Annotated in this window: 16 protein-coding genes; 10 read left to right on the top strand and 6 right to left on the bottom strand. The window is 47.8% G+C overall.

The window, feature by feature from the left end; all coding sequences use genetic code 11:
• Positions 1-303 precede the first annotated feature (303 nt).
• The 6 genes from H144_RS0107010 to H144_RS33210 all read left to right on the top strand — a co-directional run bounded on the left by H144_RS0107010 (position 304) and on the right by H144_RS33210 (position 7,444).
• Positions 304-3,387 (top strand): lantibiotic dehydratase, encoded by a 3,084-nt coding sequence (locus H144_RS0107010; protein WP_084599919.1) that lies wholly within the window; start codon positions 304-306, stop codon positions 3,385-3,387.
• Between the two features lie 86 nt (positions 3,388-3,473).
• Positions 3,474-4,250, top strand: coding sequence for a LytR/AlgR family response regulator transcription factor (locus tag H144_RS33215; protein WP_169409374.1), 777 nt, complete (start codon positions 3,474-3,476; stop codon positions 4,248-4,250).
• Positions 4,195-5,373, top strand: a complete 1,179-nt coding sequence (locus H144_RS0107000; protein ID WP_084599917.1) for a sensor histidine kinase — start codon at positions 4,195-4,197, stop codon at positions 5,371-5,373. The genes H144_RS33215 and H144_RS0107000 overlap by 56 nt, the downstream gene beginning before the upstream one ends.
• 30 nt (positions 5,374-5,403) lie before the next feature.
• A complete protein-coding gene (locus tag H144_RS34250) occupies positions 5,404-5,544 on the top strand; it encodes a hypothetical protein (protein WP_019941339.1) in 141 nt (46 codons plus the stop codon).
• Positions 5,545-5,678: 134 nt separating this feature from the next.
• Positions 5,679-6,875 (top strand): hypothetical protein, encoded by a 1,197-nt coding sequence (locus tag H144_RS0106990; RefSeq protein ID WP_019941338.1) that lies wholly within the window; start codon positions 5,679-5,681, stop codon positions 6,873-6,875.
• Between the two features lie 2 nt (positions 6,876-6,877).
• A complete protein-coding gene (locus H144_RS33210; RefSeq protein ID WP_019941337.1) occupies positions 6,878-7,444 on the top strand; it encodes a Crp/Fnr family transcriptional regulator in 567 nt (188 codons plus the stop codon).
• A gap of 46 nt (positions 7,445-7,490) precedes the next feature.
• On the opposite strand, the gene H144_RS0106980 is transcribed toward H144_RS33210, so the two are convergent.
• Positions 7,491-8,342: a nucleotidyl transferase AbiEii/AbiGii toxin family protein gene (locus H144_RS0106980; protein ID WP_019941336.1), complete on the bottom strand. Its 852-nt coding sequence runs from the start codon at positions 8,340-8,342 to the stop codon at positions 7,491-7,493.
• Entirely contained in the window at positions 8,342-9,367 is a 1,026-nt protein-coding gene (locus H144_RS0106975) for a type IV toxin-antitoxin system AbiEi family antitoxin (protein ID WP_019941335.1), read from the bottom strand. The genes H144_RS0106980 and H144_RS0106975 overlap by 1 nt, the downstream gene beginning before the upstream one ends.
• 592 nt (positions 9,368-9,959) lie before the next feature.
• Here H144_RS0106975 and H144_RS34245 point away from each other — a divergent pair.
• On the top strand, positions 9,960-10,232 hold the full coding sequence (locus H144_RS34245; RefSeq protein WP_157504493.1) for a DUF6520 family protein: 273 nt from the start codon (positions 9,960-9,962) through the stop codon (positions 10,230-10,232).
• A 91-nt stretch (positions 10,233-10,323) separates the two neighbouring features.
• Here H144_RS34245 and H144_RS0106960 read toward each other — a convergent pair whose 3' ends face one another.
• Genes H144_RS0106960 through H144_RS0106950 form a run of 3 tightly spaced genes read right to left on the bottom strand, consistent with a single transcriptional unit; the run spans position 10,324 to position 16,466 of the window.
• A complete protein-coding gene (locus tag H144_RS0106960) occupies positions 10,324-11,772 on the bottom strand; it encodes a peroxiredoxin family protein (protein WP_169409373.1) in 1,449 nt (482 codons plus the stop codon).
• 17 nt (positions 11,773-11,789) lie between these two features.
• Positions 11,790-13,175 carry a RagB/SusD family nutrient uptake outer membrane protein gene (locus H144_RS0106955; RefSeq protein WP_019941331.1) on the bottom strand — a complete coding sequence of 462 codons (1,386 nt, stop codon included), beginning with the start codon at positions 13,173-13,175 and terminating at the stop codon, positions 11,790-11,792.
• Between the two features lie 12 nt (positions 13,176-13,187).
• Positions 13,188-16,466 carry a SusC/RagA family TonB-linked outer membrane protein gene (locus H144_RS0106950; protein WP_019941330.1) on the bottom strand — a complete coding sequence of 1,093 codons (3,279 nt, stop codon included), beginning with the start codon at positions 16,464-16,466 and terminating at the stop codon, positions 13,188-13,190.
• 487 nt (positions 16,467-16,953) lie between these two features.
• Here H144_RS0106950 and H144_RS31555 point away from each other — a divergent pair, with 487 nt between their 5' ends.
• The gene (locus tag H144_RS31555; RefSeq protein WP_157504490.1) at positions 16,954-17,178 is read left to right on the top strand and encodes a helix-turn-helix domain-containing protein; all 225 of its coding nucleotides are present in this window, start codon (positions 16,954-16,956) and stop codon (positions 17,176-17,178) included.
• Between the two features lie 83 nt (positions 17,179-17,261).
• Here H144_RS31555 and H144_RS0106940 read toward each other — a convergent pair whose 3' ends face one another.
• On the bottom strand, positions 17,262-17,615 hold the full coding sequence (locus H144_RS0106940; protein WP_019941328.1) for a hypothetical protein: 354 nt from the start codon (positions 17,613-17,615) through the stop codon (positions 17,262-17,264).
• Between the two features lie 433 nt (positions 17,616-18,048).
• On the opposite strand from H144_RS0106940, the gene H144_RS0106935 reads away from it, so the two are divergent.
• Both H144_RS0106935 and H144_RS0106930 read left to right on the top strand, forming a co-directional pair.
• Complete coding sequence (locus H144_RS0106935; protein ID WP_019941327.1) at positions 18,049-18,549, top strand: hypothetical protein; 501 nt, start codon at positions 18,049-18,051, stop codon at positions 18,547-18,549.
• A gap of 96 nt (positions 18,550-18,645) precedes the next feature.
• Positions 18,646-18,969: a DUF4134 domain-containing protein gene (locus tag H144_RS0106930; RefSeq protein WP_019941326.1), complete on the top strand. Its 324-nt coding sequence runs from the start codon at positions 18,646-18,648 to the stop codon at positions 18,967-18,969.
• Positions 18,970-18,976 lie beyond the last annotated feature (7 nt).

The following is an 18,976-nucleotide window of genomic DNA, read 5'->3' as shown; positions in this document are numbered from 1 at the left end:
CCAAAGAAAAAACAAGAAAAAAAGAAAGCTCTGCACAACCGGTGGCGCACGGGCCAAAAGGAAGCGGAATAAGAAAGCGCGTTAGCGCGGTTATGCCGAACACTTTTGGCGGTTTAACAACTTGTGAAGAAATAGCCGCCGGTAGCTTAGCTGCACTTTTTGGCTTGTTTCGGGTCAAAACATCAGACTCCTCCCCCAAACACAAGGTTTCGTACCCTACGGGCCGACATTCACCCCTAAAATTTCCTTTTGACTTTTCGATCGCTGATTTTACCTGTGTGTAACCAGATAAAACTTAGCGCTATGAATAAATTAGAACCACATGATTTTGTCCTATTCAGACGACCGTTGTTTCCATACCGGATGCTTAGACGGATCAATATGCGCCTGGCACAAAACCCCGGCTCACTTAAATTGCTGCTTTGTCAAGCCTACAAACGTCACCTGCTGAGAGAAGCGCTGTACCTGGCCTCACCTGAGCTCTACGGTTCGCTGTTGAAATTGGAAGAAACCTCACCAGGCGAACCCGGTGAGCAAAAGGTCATGCTCAGCCTTTACAAATACCTCGTTCGCGCGACCAGCCGCTGCACCCCATTTGGTCTTTTTGCCGGATATTTCGCAGCTACCCTGTCAGATTACTCGCATATTCGTTTCACTGGCCGGATTAAAAAGCACACAACGCTTAGCGCGGAAGTGCTGCAACAAATAGCGGGTCAACTACGTGGAACGTACCTCGCTGATACGCTGGATGTGAACAGTAGTCTTTACACGAACGGCTCGTTCCTGCGCTTTTCACAAAGGGTAGTAAGTCAAAATGGCGGCTTTGAATTTGCATTGAAAGAAGTCCATGCAGACCAATTCCTGATTGCCGCCAAAAGTGCTGCCCAGCATGGAGCAACTGCTTCTACCGTCGTAGATGCGCTTGGCCAGGAAGGCCTGTCACACTGGGAGGCCAAGGACTTTGTTTCTCAGCTAAGAGCCGAGCAAATTCTGGTAGATGCAACCGAGCCAATGGTCAGCCAAACTACTTTTCAAGATGTGTTGAAAAGCCACGGCCGCGCCAACCCTCTGCTGACAAAAGTTTTCAGGGATGTAGCCGCTCTAAGCAAGATGAAGCAAGATAACCCAGCACGCTTTGCCGCATTAGAAACCAGTTTGAAAAATGCCGGTCTAACCTGGCGCAATCCGGTACAAATCGATATGAAAATTGAGACGTCTTATTCGACTGTTAGTCGGAAAACTGTGGCAGGCATAGTTTCCGATCTTGAAAAACTGATTCAAACTACTGAAAACCGAATCCCGGTTGCACTCAAATCGTTTGCCACAAGATTTTACCAAAGATATGGCGATAAGCAAGTACCGCTATTGCAGGTGCTCGATCCAGCATTGGGTATCGGCTACGGGAACATTGAATCATCCTATTTCGGTCACGTCCCCATAGCATCGGGTGGCGAAGGCAAACAAAAACAAACGTATACTGCCATTGAGCGGGTGAAATTGATAGACAGGGCCTACCACGATGCCAGACATTCCAATCGAAAATTCTACTTGTTGAATGACGAAGACCTGGCGGCTGTTCGGCCGGAGAAACCGCCGAGAATTGCAGAAGGGATTTCCGTGTTGGGGAATGTGTTTTCTTCAGATGAGCGCACGTTTGACCAGGGCAAATACTTTTTTGAGCTGCGGGGCATTTCCGGACCAGGATCACTGAATTTAATAGCACGATTCGCTGATGCAGACACCTCACTGGCCGAACGCCTAATCACTGCGAATGCTCGCGAAACTGCGCGGCACCCAAACGCAATAGTTGCGCAGGTGGACTTTGTGCCGCCTGGAAGAGATGCCAATGTTGCTCGCCGCCCGGACCTGGGAAATTCACATCTAACGCTTATGAGCGGCAAAAGTGGCTCGGGTAAAACCATCGCGGCGAGCGATCTGATGGTAAGTGTTCGGGCCGGGCAAGTAATTCTAACTTCTGCCTCCATGCAAAAACGCATAATTCCGAGACTAACAACGGCCTACAACCCGCGCCTCGGACCACCCGTCTACCAATTTCTGGCCGACATCTCGGCAGGCGAGACTGCATTGTCCCCCCTTTGGGATTGGGGACACCTGAGTGAGCTCCCATTTCTTCCTCGGATCCAATACAAGGGCATCGTTTTACGAAAAGCCTGTTGGAATCTTGGCAGTTCGGCAGTACCGGCAAGTGAGCTGAGCGATCAAGAACTTGTGAATTGGTGGAGAAAGCTTGAAAAAGACCTGGATCTGCCGCGCTACGTTCAGATCGGTGCTGGGGACCAGCTGCTTGCAATCGACGGACATTCGCCCCCGGCAGCCAGGATATGTCTGAATAGGTTGCGGAAAGACAAAAAGCTGCGGATATACGAAGCTTTGCATGCTCTGAAATACGGCTTTTTGCAGAAAGACCGCAAGTACTACTTCAATGAAATGGTGATACCAATCCTAAACCATAGTAAGCAAAATTCAACTGAGCTTCTTCCCAGCCCTCAAAACCAGGAAAGTACACGATGGGTATCTGCTAAGGATGGCTGGACATACCTAAAAATTTACGCGAGTGAAGAAACCTGCGAAACGCTTCTTACCGGGAAACTCTTTGATTTTTGTACGAAGCTGCAAAAATCGAACCGGATCAAGGGTTGGTTTTTCCTTCGGTTCAAAGACCCCGATCCCCACATACGATTGCGACTTTTTACCGGCCCAGGTAAAAGACTAAGTTCAGGTTTTGCTTCATCGCTGGCGAATGATCTCAAGAATGAAATCGAAAGCGGTTTGGTGTTCCGCTTCCAATCAGAGCTATACGAACGGGAACTGGAAAGATATAGCAGCATTGCATACGAGCATATTGAATCTATCTTTTGCTATGATAGCTTGGCAATAGCAAGTTCCCTTTCATCGCTGCACACCACTGGCCGGCAACAGCAGCGTTGGCTGGTGGCTTTGATGGCCTGCGACGGCCTGTTGAACGCGTTTGGGAAATACCGGCCACAGATGAAAATTCAGATACTTCAAGCCGCTGGCAGTGTGCTTGAAAAGAGCGAATTGATCTCGCTGGATCAGCAATTCAGACAACAAAAGCAGCTAATAGCCCGTGCAATGAACGCAGATGACTGTTTCTTATCTGATGTCCGTCAACTTCTGGAGGAAAGAAATTCCCAAGTCATGTATACACTGGCCGGCAGTCCGATCAGCGATCCCGTCAAGCAACAGGCATTGCTGATCGATCTGATGCATTTGTGTTGCAACAGGCTATTTATCAGCGACCAACGAAGGCAAGAACATGCTATCTATCATTTTCTTAAGAAGTTTTACGACTATCAATTGAAGAACAAAAATTCCTTGTCAAAAAACTTGATAAGTAACCGATAGATTATTAAGTTAACCTTATCTGACATAATCAGCCCACCGCACGGGGCATCTGACCAACTGTTATGAGTTCACAAACAGCTCCTACCATGCGGTGCATCATTATTGATGATGAGCCATCGTCGCGGCAAATTCTGAAAACCCACATTTCGGAAATGCCCAATTTGACCTTAGTCAAGACCTGTGAAGATGCGATCCAGGGACTACAGATTATCGAGAAACTAAGACCTGACCTGGTCTTTCTGGACATCAACATGCCCGAGGTTTCGGGATTGGAGTTGCTGCAGATGATACCTTGGGTTGGCAGTTCGGTAATCATGACAAGCGCATATCAGACATATGCCATTGATGGTTACGATTACGATGTCCTGGGCTTTCTTTCCAAGCCGGTCAATTATAAAAGTTTTGTCAAGACCGTATGCAAGGCATTGGATAGAAAAAAGAGAAAGTCAAATTCCCTTCCGGCTGACTCAGCTGCACTCCCCAATCAAAGCATTCCAGCCAGCGAGTACCCACTACAAACCCCCTACTTTGACGCCAGCTGTCTTTGGGTCAAATTTGACCGTCAGCTCTTTGCGATACCCTATCAAAATATCTGCTTTATCGAAGGCCAACACAACTACGTCGCCATCTTTTGCACAGGTGACCATGTAGTCAGAACCCGGACCACTATCAGTGAAATCAGTAGAGGCTTGCCTGAACACTTTGTGAAAACACACCGGTCATATATCGTTAACCGGTACCAAATCAAAAGCATCGAGGGAAGTACCATTCAGATGCGAAACAACTACAAGGTAAGTATTGCAAAAGATGAGCGAACTGAAATCATTTTCCGGCTCACGACCGGGCAAAAACGAAGCGGATGAAGCAATAGAAGAGCCCTTTTGGGGTCTATTTAATCTGAAAGGCAAACGGCGCGTCGAGTACCATTTTGCTTTTTGGGCATGTTTTGTAGCCTATCACCTGATGTATTTCCTTCCTTCGTTTTCAAGCCAGCAGCTTGACGATAATTTGCAGGTCTCCTACACCGTATACTACCTAAGGTTTGTGCCGGTGTTTTATTTCTCGCTACTGTTATTTACAAAACTGCAAGGCCTGTTCAAGGGCATACCGCTGCTGGTCATGACGCTGTTAGTCCTTCTGGGTACTATGCACATCGTCACACTATCAATGTTTGTTATCCTCGATAATATCTATGCGCTAAAACAACTCAGCCCGGCATTCGAGACCGTTGGCGGGTTTTATTTGAAACCGCTGGCAAGCAGGCATGGGTGGGAATGGTTTATTTTTTTCTACGACGTCCAGGAGCTCCAACTACTAATCCTCCCGGTGGGTTTAAAGATGGTACAATTTGGTTTGAGGCAGCAGATGGCCCAGGCGGAATTTGAACGGGAAGCGCTGCGTACGGAACTAACCATCCTAAAATCCGAACTCGAGCCCCATTTCGTTTACAATGTAATTAATTCAGCCTACGCGAAAGTCCTCCCTGCCTCCCGCGCAGCAGCAGGTTATTTGGACAAACTTTCTCAAATGCTCAAATATACGCTGTACGAGACCGGGGGAGATTGGGTGCCCCTCAGTGCTGAAATCCGCAGCCTTAAGCGTTACATGCAGTTGGAACGCATCAGGCACGGTAGGCGGCTTACTGTAATATGGCACCAGCAAGGCAAAGCTTCCGAGAGGCAGAAAGTACCAACGCTTTTGATGGTCACCTTGGGTGAAAATGCGGTTAAACACGGCATTCGCTCCCTTTCGGGCAAATCCACCGTCCGGGTCGACATTCAGGTGAATCCGGATAGTTTACAGTTCACTATCGAAAATGACAAGGCCCCCGCGAGCGGCGTCGCAAAAAAAACGTCGGCGCACGGGCTTGGACTAAAAAATATTCAACGGCGTTTGGAACTCCTTTATCCCAAACGGCACCAGGTGGAAATCAATGAATCTGAAAATAGCTACTCGGTGACCTTGTGGATTCCAATTGAGCCTTAACCCTCAAACACGATTTTCAGCCCTTCCAACATGGGCTTCATCCCCGAATATTGCCAAAAGGCAGCCAAAAATTTTGCTTTGCTGGTGAATCAACCAAACAGCAAACGCAATGAAAAAAACAAAAAAGCCAAAACTGATCGTCAAGACGCTACCCAAAGTCAGACCGTCTAATTTTCATCCTGGCCCCGACGATGACGATCCCATCACGACCAGCGGGACGATTTGCACCTTGATCGCTCAGAATTAATCAGCATCCATCCGGCCGGGCAGTAATATACTGTCCAGCCATTTCAAAGCCGATTAAAATGCTGGAAAAGAATTACACCCTCGAATGGCTTGACTTTATCATCAATGTGACATTGAACGATGCCAAGACCGACGTCAGTACCCTGTCTTCAAAACAGCTGGAAACAATTGTGGAGAAAGCGCAGGAGGAAAAGGACCGTCACATTTCATTTCTTAAACACCAAAGCTTCAATCTGGATTCGCGTCGTAAAATCCAGCTTTTGATCAGGCAATACCATGCAAGCCTGGTGATGCTGCTTGACCAGGCCTATGAAAACACTTCACGTACCCAAAATGGGAACAGCATGCTACGGCAGGCCCTGGAAAGCATTTCGGCGAGCCTGGACGAATTGCTCGGTTTTGTTGAAAACCGGTTTCACGAATACCTGAGCTTGGACGAGCGCGCACCGGCGGCCTACCTTTCCCAGGTCAAACGTGAGATGCTTGACAGGTTGGAGCTGCTCAGGCAAGAGCTGTTCGTCCGGGTTGACAACCGGACGCTTACCGATATTGTCTTGCAGAGCTTGAATTCATTCATTTACGATTCGGAAAAACGGCCTATTTCGTTCCGGGAGGTGTTTTACAAGAAAGAGCTGCTTGCTGGTCTTGAAAAAATTAGCCAGGAACAGGATCAAACAACGCTGCACGGAGCTGTCGTAGAGCTACTGGTCTATTTGAATTTCAACAGCCGCAGCTTCATGAACTACTACACGCAAAAGCTGGCTCAAAAAATCAATGCTTTCGGTGCCGTGCACGAGAAGATGACAGAACTACTATTGTCTTATAAGCAATTCAACCAAATGCACCGAAAACCGACGGTCAAACTTAATCCGCATCATGCAGACCTTAAAAAAGTATTGGGCAACTGGTTTGCGCAGGAGATCACCTACCTGGAAAAGAAGCATCAGTGGGATGTCTTGCCCCTGCAAAACCAGCAGCAGCCCTCCAAAGCAAAAAGCGACCCTTTCAAAATCATGTGTTTTCTTTCCGTCGATCAGATCGCTTTAACGCTACGCGCGATGGATGCAACCCGTGTAGTAAAGGCGAAATCCCTGAATGCAGTCATTCAGACCATCGCCCCCTACCTTTCTACCCCACGCAAGGAAGACCTTTCGCAGGAAAGTATGCGCAATAAGTCCTACGCGTTTGAGCAGGCAGATAAGGCAATCGTGATAAGGATGCTGGAGGGAATGATCAACTGGATCAAAGAATATTGACAATGGAAAGCCCCGCAACAGAGGTCCTGTTTGACACGCTTAGGGAGTTTGGCAGAGTCCCGGACGAAATGCTTGTCGAGCTAAGTGAGCATATTCAAATCGAAACGTTCAAGAAAGATTCGGAAATCGGGCCAAAAAACATCCGTAAGAACGTGATCTATTTTGTGGCTGCCGGCATCGTAAAGGGCAACTATTTCAATCAACTCGGCAAGGAAGTTGTTACCGGATTTTGGTGGGAAAAGATGTTTATTATCACAAAAGATTATGGGGCAATTGCCGAACCGGAACACCTGATGTTTATCGAAGATACTATTCTGCTATCGCTTTCGGCCACCTCGATCGATGTATTAACTGCCAGATATAGCCAGGCAAGCCGTTTATCAAACAAACTTAACGCGATGGAGCGAAGAAGATTAAGACAGCGTGCAGAAATCCTGTTACTTCCTGCCGCGGAAGCTTACAAAGCATTTCAGCAGTCGTATCCCTCGACCAGGATAAAATTACAGGACATTGCCCATTTCCTGGGAATAAGGCCTTTCACGCTCAGCCGGATCAGGGCTTCCCGCTAACAGGCATGGAAAGCGGTTCTCTGATTACCAATTTACCCGCGGACCATTATGACGATGGCAGGGCAGTGTTTTCCAGGCCCCACAGAACCTGATTGAGACTGGCTACAACCTGCTGGACTTCCATGCCGCGATCTTTGGCAATTAACCTAATGAATTGACTTTGCTCCTCAGAAACAATTTCGCCAGACAATATTTTGACAAGCCGCTCATGTAGGGCCCGGTTGTCCTGAGCAATCAGCGCCATTTCCCGCCCCAGGACAATCGCGCCAATATCGGTTAACTCCCACTGCTGATTTGAATCTATCTGATCATGATCAGCAAACAGGTCCAGATGGTTCTCATAAATCATTTCGGTATGCATATCAAAATAATGCAAGAGGATATTTCCGATGTCTTTTGCATCCTTTTGCCTTGCTTCCGGACGATCGTCGTATGCGATCAGTTTCAGTAATGCAATGCCGGCAATCGTGGCAGCTTTGAAAGTGTTGCCGGTTTGAAACTCGACCCTTTCTGTTCCGCGTTCATAAACCTCCTGCATTCCCGCGACGCTTATTTTTATCATACCCTGCCCTTCCAATAATATGCTGCCCGATGAAGCAATTTCTCCGAACGGTAGTAAATCGATCTGGTATTTTTCCGGCGAGATCAAAACGTAAGCGTTTCCCCGGAGCGGAACGTAATTTTTGTTTTCTATTAAGTGGTTTTTTACCGCCTCATACTCCTGCTCACTTCCCACCAGGACTGCAAAATCCACATCCCTGGTTGCTCTTGAGTTGATTTGCGAGCGCTGGTACCAAATGTCCCTGGCCAGCGCGCCAATCAGGTAATAGTCTACGCCTAGCGTACCCATTGCCTGCTCAATGGTATCCAAAACCGGTTTTAGTGCGCTGTAGTCCATCAGACATCAAAGGTGTTGCTTAGCTTCTGCTGATAAATTAGGGTTGCTGTTTCTATACACCTTTGATCACCTGTTAGCAATAGGTCCGCATAGGTGATCAGATCAGGGGTTGTGATGTGCTGCGTATTACTTGCTGCATCCGTCCAGAATTTTTTAAACAGTCTTAGATTGCCCCCCTGCTTCGGGATCAAATGCAAAGCCTTTGCGACCTCGCTTTTACCAACACCGACATAAATAGTCCATTGCTCGGGGGACAAATGGCCCGTTACCAGATCTCCCGCAGGTTCACCGCCCCACAGGGCTCCCTGGGGAAGGCTCGCGCGTTTCCAGTTGATTGTATCCCGCATTTGGTAGTCACCCACCAGCAGAGTTGGTTTAAGCACGTTGCCATATCCGACCAGCCAATGCTCCAGAAGCTGCTTTTTATTATCGAGCATCAAACGGTTTTTATTCACCCGTAGCAGATAGCCTGCCTCTTTGAGCGCAGTCATGGCTTCATTGATAGTCCCCAAGGCAACACCGGCAAGCGAAGCTAAGTCCCGGTAAGAATAGTTAATAGCATCCGGGTTTTGAAGTAACGCAAAGACTACCTTCAAACCTGCTTTTGTGAACGCGCGGTTTGTCCTGACTGCCCCTATCCCATTGTAGACGCCTTTCTGCCCCTCTATCCATAGCAAGATGTCTCCATGGCTGAGGTAGGTGTTACCGGCTGCGTCCAGATAGGATATTCGATGCTCACGTAGTCCCGCCTTCTGAGCGGGGTACAACTTGTCAGCTATCAGCAAGAGAGGGCTATAACGAGCGGCCTGCTCCACCAAGCTATTCATCTGGTATTCACGGAATTCGCGCTTGATCTCTACTTTGAATCTTAGCTGGTTACCATTGAGGTGAAGCAGAACTTCCCCGTCAATACCCGTGTCAAATTGAAAGTCCTCTTTAAGCCACTTACCTTCAATGCCGGTATGCGCCTTCAAATTCGCCAGGGCCTGTTCTGCAATTTCTTGTTCACGCAGCATGATGTTCATTTTTTATTGCTGTTCACGATCAGTGAACAATCAAAAATAATGAACAAAAATTAAATTTACAAATGTACCGGCACCTGATTCATTCTGGCTAGGCAGACATAGCTTCATTCTCTACAACACTGCTCAATTTATCCAGTTACTCAGTTTGGACTCTTTTCCATACCCCAAGTCATCTTTTCCTAAGACAAGCCCCCATTGTCATTTAAAGCACTATCGCTCCCGCGACGATCCAACCGGCAAGTGCGATTTCAACTACCTCAACCAGCCCTTTCAACCTAACAACTGCAAACTTGCCATCCACCGGTCAAATCAATACGCGGTTCGGGAACTATGTAAAAGCCTACCTACCCTGTAACAAAGCACTTGCATCTTCTCAAAGCCTCTCGCCAAAACAGAACACCTATCCTCAGATGATTATTCTGCTCCCCAGTCCAATCACTTCTTGCCTTTTGTGCAGTAATCTCAGAGCCAGCCAATCCTAATTTAGCCAAGTAACTCACTGACAACGATATTCAATTTGGCCAAATGAATCAGGAGAAAGCCGAACCCTGCAAAAAGTAGGCACATCATTTCATACTTAATTCTTATACCAATGAAAATGAAGCGCATTTTTTTGTCGATCGTCGCCGCTGTCGCGATTTTTGGAGCATCTTTTGCTATCAATTCACCCAAGCCTGTATTGGCCGACTTCACTGTGACTGGTGAAGCGGGTGCTTCTAATGAGTATTACACTGTTTCGACCACACCGGATCCGGATTGTCAGGAAACCGGTGCTCAGGTATGTAAAATCAGCACTTCGGCCACTCCTGACGCCCAGGGACGCATCCTGAAATCGCAGGCAACGGTGACTGGGCGCAAACCTTAATGCCTAAAATACGGGAGTAAGCGTGCAACGGCGCATGATCCCGACAGACAATGAAGGAGAGGGATTCCATACGGAACCCCTCTTTTCCTTATTAACGGGTGCTCACTTTATTCAAAATACTGATCAGGTTGGCACTGTCTAAGAGGTGCAAATCCTGCGAATCAAAATCTGCTATTCTACCGTCTTTGTCGACGATAATCAACGTGGGAAAAACAGCAATTCCATACAAGCTTGAAATTTCATGCTTGAACCCCGCCCCGGCTGTGTACAAATTTGTGGCCAGTTCAGAGGTGTACTGATTGCTTCTGATACTCTTCATCCATCGCTCCCGACCGCGATCCATCGATATTGCGATGAACTCGATGCCCTTTCCATGCAACTGCTTTTCAACTTTGGAAAGTACCTTGCTGTAATACTGCTCGCAGCCTCCGCATCCAGTGTACCATAAATCGATGAGGACGGTTTTGCCTTTGAAGTCCGAAAGTTTGACAAGCTTACCGGTTGTATCCGGCAATTCAAAATCAAACATTGGTTTTCCCTTCGCCCTGACATCCATTGAATGTACGACCTGCCGGCAATCTTTATCACGAATCTTGCTTAACACCTGCGGCAGATAATAGGCATGGTTTTTAACCCTACCCAGCACTAATGTATAGGTTATTCTCCGGTCATTGAGAAGGCTGGATGGTGCTGACAGCAATGTATCGAGCAACGCGTCAGCGTCGAACTTTTTGCCAACAGGCGGCACGCTCATTTTTTGCCGTTCAAACCAGTAGTAAATGTATGACCAGCTATTGGCAAGAATATCCTGATCAAATCCCCAGTCGAAATAATTGTCTATTTTCCGGAGCGCATCATTCTTTTTTTCGGGCGTCATCTCAGCCATTTTTTCCTTCAAACCACGAAACTTCGTTGTCGGGTGCTGGTAAATAATCTCGGCCTTCAACTGTTGATACTCCGGATCTGTCAATACACTCTTTTGCGAATCAAGGACGGCAATCCCGGCTTGTATGCTTTGGCATTGTGGCTCAAGGTAGTTTGCCCTTTCCGCATCGGTTGAGCCGGTAAGGGTAAAGGCCGAATCTGACAATGCCTTTGCCCTGTGCTGAGCAGCCCTGTAACCTTGAAAATTGTAAGAAAAATCAAATGTTGGCTGGTTGTTCTGCGGAGCACTTCCAGGTCTTTTTGAAATATGAATCGTTAGTTGCCCGTCTCCGTGCCAGTAATATTGATACAGCATCGTGTCGAAGCTAAACGAGACGCCTTTCAGATAGGGATTGATGCTTTGGTCGAGTCGCTTGAGAATACTAAACCGCACCGGACCGTCGACCTGTACATCGAAATTGTAAGCCCCCTGCTCACTACGGGCTGCTGAAACCACTTTTGGCTTTACGGAGCTTGGAAAAAATGTAGTGTAGTATTCCAAAAACAAGGAATCGCCCGGCTTCGCTAAATCATAGGTCACGCTTATTTGCATTCTCGAAGCAAATACGCTCCCGTTCAGCCCAAGGAATAGGACTGATAAAAAAAGATATTTCATAATCATTGGTTTGGTTACTATCGCAGGTTTTGCTCGACGGAGCTCAGGTGTATTTCCTGATCCGGAAATGGGAATACCCAACGGGGATCGCCGGATTTTAATTCGTAGCGGACACCTTGATAAAGGCGCGTCAAGGGCCGATCAAGTGGAAGACGTCTTAAATCCTCCCAGCGTAACTGTCCGGTAAAGGCGAGTTCTTTACGCCGTTCGGTCATAATAAAATCAAGGGAAGACTGTTCGCTCTGATGAATGTAGGGCTTAAAGCTGCCCGACTTAAACCTGTTTGACAGAAGTCTATTAGTTAGCTCTACACCTTCCGATGCACTGCCTGTTCTGGCCAGCGCTTCGGCTTGAATAAGTAGTATCTCGTTTGTTGCGATACCTCCGAAATTGTAATAAGTGCCGCTGTAAGATCCTGTGAAGGTTGGCTTGCCCGTCGGATCGAGACGAAAAAATAGTGTTTTCCTCAAATCGCCCTCCGAATACGAGTCATACAGTGTACTGTCAACATTGGCAACCCCGTACACCGGCCATACTGATGCCCAGGACTGGGAGGTTGCATAAAAAATAATCTCAGGATTGGAATGTGGATTCGAATAGGCCGGAAAAACGAAGGACTCTGTGGGCTTGATCAACTTACTATTAAAATCGAGCAGCTCGATTTTTCCCGTGAGCGCATCCTTTGCGTACTGTTTTGCATTTGCATAATCACCCATGGCCAGATAAACTTTCGCCAACATCCCGCGGCACGCACGTTTGCCAGGCCTGCTTGGATAGGCCGGGTTTTCAGGGAGTAACACCAGAGCCTGTTTCAGATCAGTGAGAATAAATTCGTAGGTCTGAGCAACGGTTGACCGCTTAACGACGATATTAGGGTCTGGCAAAGTCCTCAATTGAAGTCCCGGATCTTTTGGGGCAGTTTGCCGGTGAAAGGGTTTACAAAATAACTGAGCGAGCGAATAGTAAGCATAAGCCCGGTAAAAACGCGCCTGCCCCTGGATTTGATCCGCTACCGTTTGCTTATCATCGGTAACAGTCAATTTACCAAGACCTTCAAGGACTATGTTGACGGCCGAAATCTTGTTATAGGGAGAAGAGAAATCGCTGGAAGGCGCCGTCTGAAATAGGTCTATGGCCCACAAATACGCATTCCGTTCGATTTGCCGTGCGGCAGACAAGTTCTTGTCTGAGAAATACAGATTGTCCGTCCCTAAGAGCCCAAGCATCGGGTAATTGGCATTGAACGAGTTGGCATTGTCCAGGATTGCCTGCATGTCTGCCAATGAGCTGGGAGCGACATCCGATAGGCTACGTTTGACATCCAACCATTCATTCTGCTTCTGGCAGGAAACTGAAAATGCTGCCGTACAGGCAATGACTATCACAGATAAGGTATTTTTCATTTGCAGAAATGATTAGAAACTTGTCCGAAAACCGATTGATATTGAGGAAGGAGCAACCAATGCATGCCTTGTTGTCACGCTGACATAATCTGGGTCGAGACCTTGATGGTTTGCACGCCATAAGATGCCCAGATTATTGGCATACAAATAGACCTGGGCGTATGATAAGCGTTTGGAAACTGATGCGATATCGAAGGACAAGCGTATGTCCTGAAAACGAAAATGGTCTCCTTTCTCGACTAACGCTGATGCGTATTGGTAGAAAGTGTTTCGCGTGTCATTGGAAGGGTAAACCAGTGCCGGAACGTTTGTGATCTTCTCGTCACCCGGAGATTTCCAGCGGTCGTTATAATCCTTGTGCGCTTTACCCGCGAGAACATCGGCGTAGTTTAGACTGGTCGAAGTCCGCCGGAAAGAGTAGCCCATCTTATAGGTGATGTTAACAGAAAGCGACCAGGGGCCGAGACTAAAATCGTTGCGCACCGAGCCAAACCAGGTAGGTACTACTGAGCCATGAAATACAAGGCTATCGGGTTGGAAATTAGAAATAATCCTAGAATACTCCCTACTGGATTCCCCGCCATATCTGCCAAGTGGTTCTCCGTTGATATCTATCCCGTTCCAGGCATAGCTGTAGAGGGAATAAAGTGGCTTTCCTTTGACTGCGATTCTCGTGTCGCCTTGCGATTGAATACTATTCGTCGTCAATGTTGCATCATACCGGTCAACGCGGTCGGCAAGGTGGCTTAACAGCCAGACCGTTTGCCAGCGGAGCCTACCGCGCATGTTATCACTACGAAGAGTCAGATCAAATCCCTTCGTTGTCGTTGCCGCTGAATTGCCGTACATCGAGCTGAAGCCGGCCGATGGTGCCAGCGTCAGCCTTTGGATCATATCAGTGCCTTTTTTGACATAGAATTCAAAACTTCCGGATATCCTTTCGGACCTGGTCCCAAATTCGATCGCGATATTGGTTGTTTTGACAGTTTCCCATCGAAGGTTGGGGTTGGGCGCCAGCAGTTCCGTTATTCCCGGCAGGCCTGTCAGGCTATTCGTAAAATATGTACCCGTAGCATAAACCGACCCTTGATAGACATTTCCGGCAGAACCGTAAGAGCCTCTCAATTTCAGATACGGCAGCCACGGCACGTCGTAGAACCGCTCATTGGAAACAGACCACGCCCCTCCTACCGACCATAGTGGCGTGACTTTATCATTCGTCTTTGCGCCAAAGATATTAGCCCCGTCCCTGCGTGCACTGGCGGAAATGACATATCGCTTCGCATAAGCGTAAGAGCCGTTCGCGTAATAGGAGATGAACCGGTTCAGATATCCCTGCATGCTGCCTTCCGGCGCTGCGATGAGCGACATCCCCGAAGGCTGGGTAGCCAATGCTTTTGAAAAATCAAGATTGTTCGCACTCACGCCTGTTTCGGGATTGTACCCGTAGGAAACCCTGTCAAATCCGGTGGTTCGAAGCTGACGGACTTCTGCTCCGGCCAGGACGTTGATACTGTGGTCCCCGTAGGTCTTGTCAGCATTCAGTTGTAGACGTGCGTTATGAGCGTAGTATTCGGCCTGGTTCAATTGCAAAACCCCGCCGGTTGGCACCTGGCGCGTGAGAGTGCTATCTGGATTGATCAGAGTAAACCTGTTGATAAGGTCGCGGCTATAGTAGCTGTCAGCCGTGTTCAGGATTTGCGCTGCGATCGACTGTCTTTCAAAAGCGTATTGTGCCTGGGCACGAAGCCAACTTGCGAACGAATACGAAATTGCAGATTTTACCAGCAAATCGGTTGTTTTGCTCTTCTTGCTTCCCAGCGCGGCCTCCTGAAGCGGGCGGTACTCCCAGTCTAAAAAGCCTGCTTCCGTTGCTGATGCTTTGTAAGCCTGATCAAAATCCTTCGCGATTGGTAGCGGGTTACCATTTTCGTCGGCTAACTGCGCATAGGGATAAAGATCGCCATACTTGCCCCCTGGTGTGATTGACCCGTACTGATTGCGATGGTTCCGCTCACTATTCAGAAAAGAGCTGTAATGAAGGCCAAAGCTTACGTCCAGGCCCTTGATAGGTGTCAGCGTGTTTTCCGAAGTCAGGGTCAACCTGTTGTCAAGGTTCCCGACGATCGTATGCCGGTTATAGTCGTAGCCACCAGAGATACGGTAAGTAGATTTGGATGCTCCTCCACTAAGCGCAATGGCGTATTGCTGGCGAGCTGCACTCTGATATACGTAGCGGTCAAAATCTCGTCTCACGTCAAGTGTGGCAAGCCTATCTAACCGCTCTTGCGCCTGCTCGGGCGATAGCGTTCCACTTCGCTGCGCCGCCAATATGGCTACGGCCGGGGAAATAATCGGCTTATTCCCACCACCAGAGATATCAGAATTGAAATAGCCACGGTTGAAAAGCTCTGTTTCAACTTGAATATATCCTGGTGCTTTCAGGTAGTTGGGATCTTTATAAACGTCGGGCTTTGACACAAAACTGAGGTTGGCGGAAAGTTCGGTCTTCAGGGGCTGGATTCTATTTCCTTTTTTCGTAACAATCACTATGACTCCGTTACCAGCACGCGCGCCCCAGATCGATGCTGCCGCAGCATCTCTCAAAATTGTCATCGATTCGACATCATTGGGATTGATATTGGCAAGACTGCCTTCAAAAGGGAAGTTATCAACCACGATCAGCGGATCCCTGCTCACAAACGTCGAACTGGCTAGCGTGCTTTCACCGCGAATGCGGATTCCCAGGCTCCGTGAAAGCGGATTTGCCCCGGTAGGATTGACGCCCTGTCCCTGCACGGCCAGGCCCGAGACATTTCCGACCAGCCGTTCCAGCAAGTTCGTAGACACGGACCGGTTGATCAAAGCGTTGTCAACGTGTACAAACGATCCGGTAGCGCGTTCTTTGGGGATTGTCTGGTAGCCCGTAACAGCAACCTCATTGAGCATGGCGGCGTCGGCAATCATGTCGATAACAAGAGCTGATCGTTGAGGCAGATAGATCAGCGTATCAACCGAACGATATCCTATATACGAAACAACAATTCTGGCGGTATCTGTCAGAACCTGCAATTTAAACCTGCCCTGCTCGTCCGTAGTTGTTCCAATGGCGGCTGCCTTAATTTGAACATTGGCACCAGGAAGCGGCGCCCCGGAAGCGGTAAGCTGCCCGGAAATCGTATGGGTCTGCTGCGCGAGCAGGCAAGCAGTTGAATAATAGATACAAAAAGGTGTCAGAAGAAGGACGTAGCAAAAGCGTAGTCCTCCCCTTCGGCAATAAAGATGTTTCATTGCTTAGTCGATAAGGAGTGATGGTAAATCCAGAAACGTTAGGCGGCACTTAGGCCCGTAAACCTACTGAGGCTTGCGAATAATAAGTTGGAAAATCAGGGAGCAGAACATAGGCAAGAAATTGGTTTTGCCGCGCTATGGCGGAATGGAACAAACTACTATGTCACTCGATTAGTTTGATTCCTAACCCATTTCCGGAAAAGGGCGTGGAGTCAAACCTAAAAGTAATCGTGGCCCTAGGAAAGCCTTTGCACAGATAAGTTTGCCCACGCCCGGGTCGTGAGCTAATCTACTTATCATCCCGTGCATATCAAAATTTCCTAGGTTTCGATTACGAGACTCAAAGCGATGCCTTCGGATAATTTGAAGTGTCGCAAGCTGCATACCGGTTAACGACAACCGGTTACAAAAAACAAATATAACAAATTTTCAATTTGATATATAATCATACGTCAATTTTTTCTTGAAACAAAATGACTTTCCGGCCATGGAAAGTAAGGAGACAATTTTAGCTAAGCTGGGAGAGGCTGTTTTGATGGAGGCAAAGCACAAAAAATTAAGTGTCAGAAAACTAGCTGATGCTTCTGGACTTGAATATTCGCAAGTTCAGCGAATATGTAAGGGGAAAGTCAATTTGGCCCTAACTACGCTTCTAGCTCTTTCAGAAGGCCTTGACTTAAAGCCATCTGAGTTACTAAAAAGAATTGAATAGCAAGAATCAGTTATTTAGTTCGTGTTATCACAGGCAGGAGCATTGTTAAATCAACGCAACTATTGTTTTTCGATAGTTTCCTCCTAAAATGCGGAACAATCTAGTCCCCATCGACAAACTAGTTCCACGGCTGTTTTTTTGAGTGCCAGCGAAATGGGGGGTAATGCTGTTATCCCTTCTACATCGACAGCTCCTATTGCTTTTCTGTGCAAAACAAGGGAGATCTCCATTTTAGGGCGAAAATTGCGGTAGAACTCCGCGAATGAGATGCCGATTTTTCCTACCTCAAGTTTATTTATTAGTGCAGAATCTTGAAAGTGGATGCTCTCGTTGTAGCAAGCTACTGATTCATCCAAATACCCCAGGCGCAGGAGAACTGTACCAAGAGTAAGGAAAGATCCAGCAAATACTGACTCGTATTTTTCCACCTTATTCAAGGAGGTCACTAATAATGCGCACGAGCTCTACCAGCTCATTTTGCGCATTTTCCAATCTACCGGCGAGACTACGCACCTATATTCCCTACAGAGAACTGTTGTTGTAAATAAAATTAATATTCCTAGTTGGAAGTGAACAGCACACAGCCTACGACATTAACCGCTAGCACGTGAAAATATCACTGTTATTTGATCGGGTCAAGAACATCCTTTTGATCGCGCAATTCCCTATGCATGGTCCCGACACTTCTATTGATCGTGGTCGATCGTCATTGCTATCCAAGTATAAAGCAGAAAGGTTGCAAAAGGGTTGCAATAAAAGTTGTACTTTTTTGCAACCCCAAATCGCCGGTTACTTTGTAGCACAACATCGGCAGAACGGCGTGGGCAAAGCTTCCGATGGCAAGTATCATCATCACAAAAAACTGTCGTCATGATCATTGAGCATCCCTGGAAATCCTATGCGACTGTCGCCGGGTTATCAACGGCCATCTATTACGCCGTTATCGGCTGGCAATACTACCTGCCTGAAATTAAATCCTGGTTGGGGCAGAGACACAAGCCTGTCCAGCTTCCAGAAATCAACAGTCCATCGAGCGACACTGTGGCAGAATCATTCCCGCTAGAGACCGACGAAAGTGAACTGGTGGATGATCTGAGCGAAGCTCCGGCGTGGCAAAGCGAGGAAATGTTCGAAACTGCCGAAAAACTGTCCACTCACCTGGTCTCGGAAATTGAAGAGGCGCACAGGAAGGAATACAGCAAACCTGATCTGATCCTGATGATGCAGATGATTCTCAAAAATTATTCAGTGCTCAAAGGCACACCATTCCAGAAGGTGATCAACAACCGGATCGAAGCGGAATGCGCAAAATACGGCTCCATACACCTCAGCGAGGGTGAAATGATTGAGGTTTGGAGGATGGTGGTGTGATGGAAGCCCGCCCCTGAATTTGGCCCTTCCGCGTCTGCGGAAGGTGCCGTCCAGGGGGTCTTGAGTGGAATGTTCAACTAAAACGGATAGAGGGGTATGAAAAAGTGGAGAAAGAATCCAGGGCCGAGGTATGCCCTGGCGTTGACAGTATTCGGTATGGCTGCTTCCATCAAGGCATTTGCACAGGACGGTGCTGCCGGGATCCAGGAAGCAGATTCACAGGTTAGGTCCTACTTTGAGCCGGGCACAAATCTGATGTACGCGATCGGTGCAGTACTTGGTCTGGTGGGTGCAGTCAAGGTATTTCAAAAATGGAACGCCGGGGATCAAGACACTGGGAAAGTTGCGGCAGCCTGGTTTGGAAGCTGCATTTTCCTGGTCGTTGTAGCAACAGTTTTACAATCGTTTTTCGGCCTGTAACGCTTCA

It is taken from the genome of Dyadobacter beijingensis DSM 21582 (assembly GCF_000382205.1).
In the GTDB taxonomy this organism is placed as follows: Bacteria; Bacteroidota; Bacteroidia; order Cytophagales; family Spirosomataceae; genus Dyadobacter; species Dyadobacter beijingensis.
This window is presented reverse-complemented; position numbering and strand designations above follow the sequence as displayed.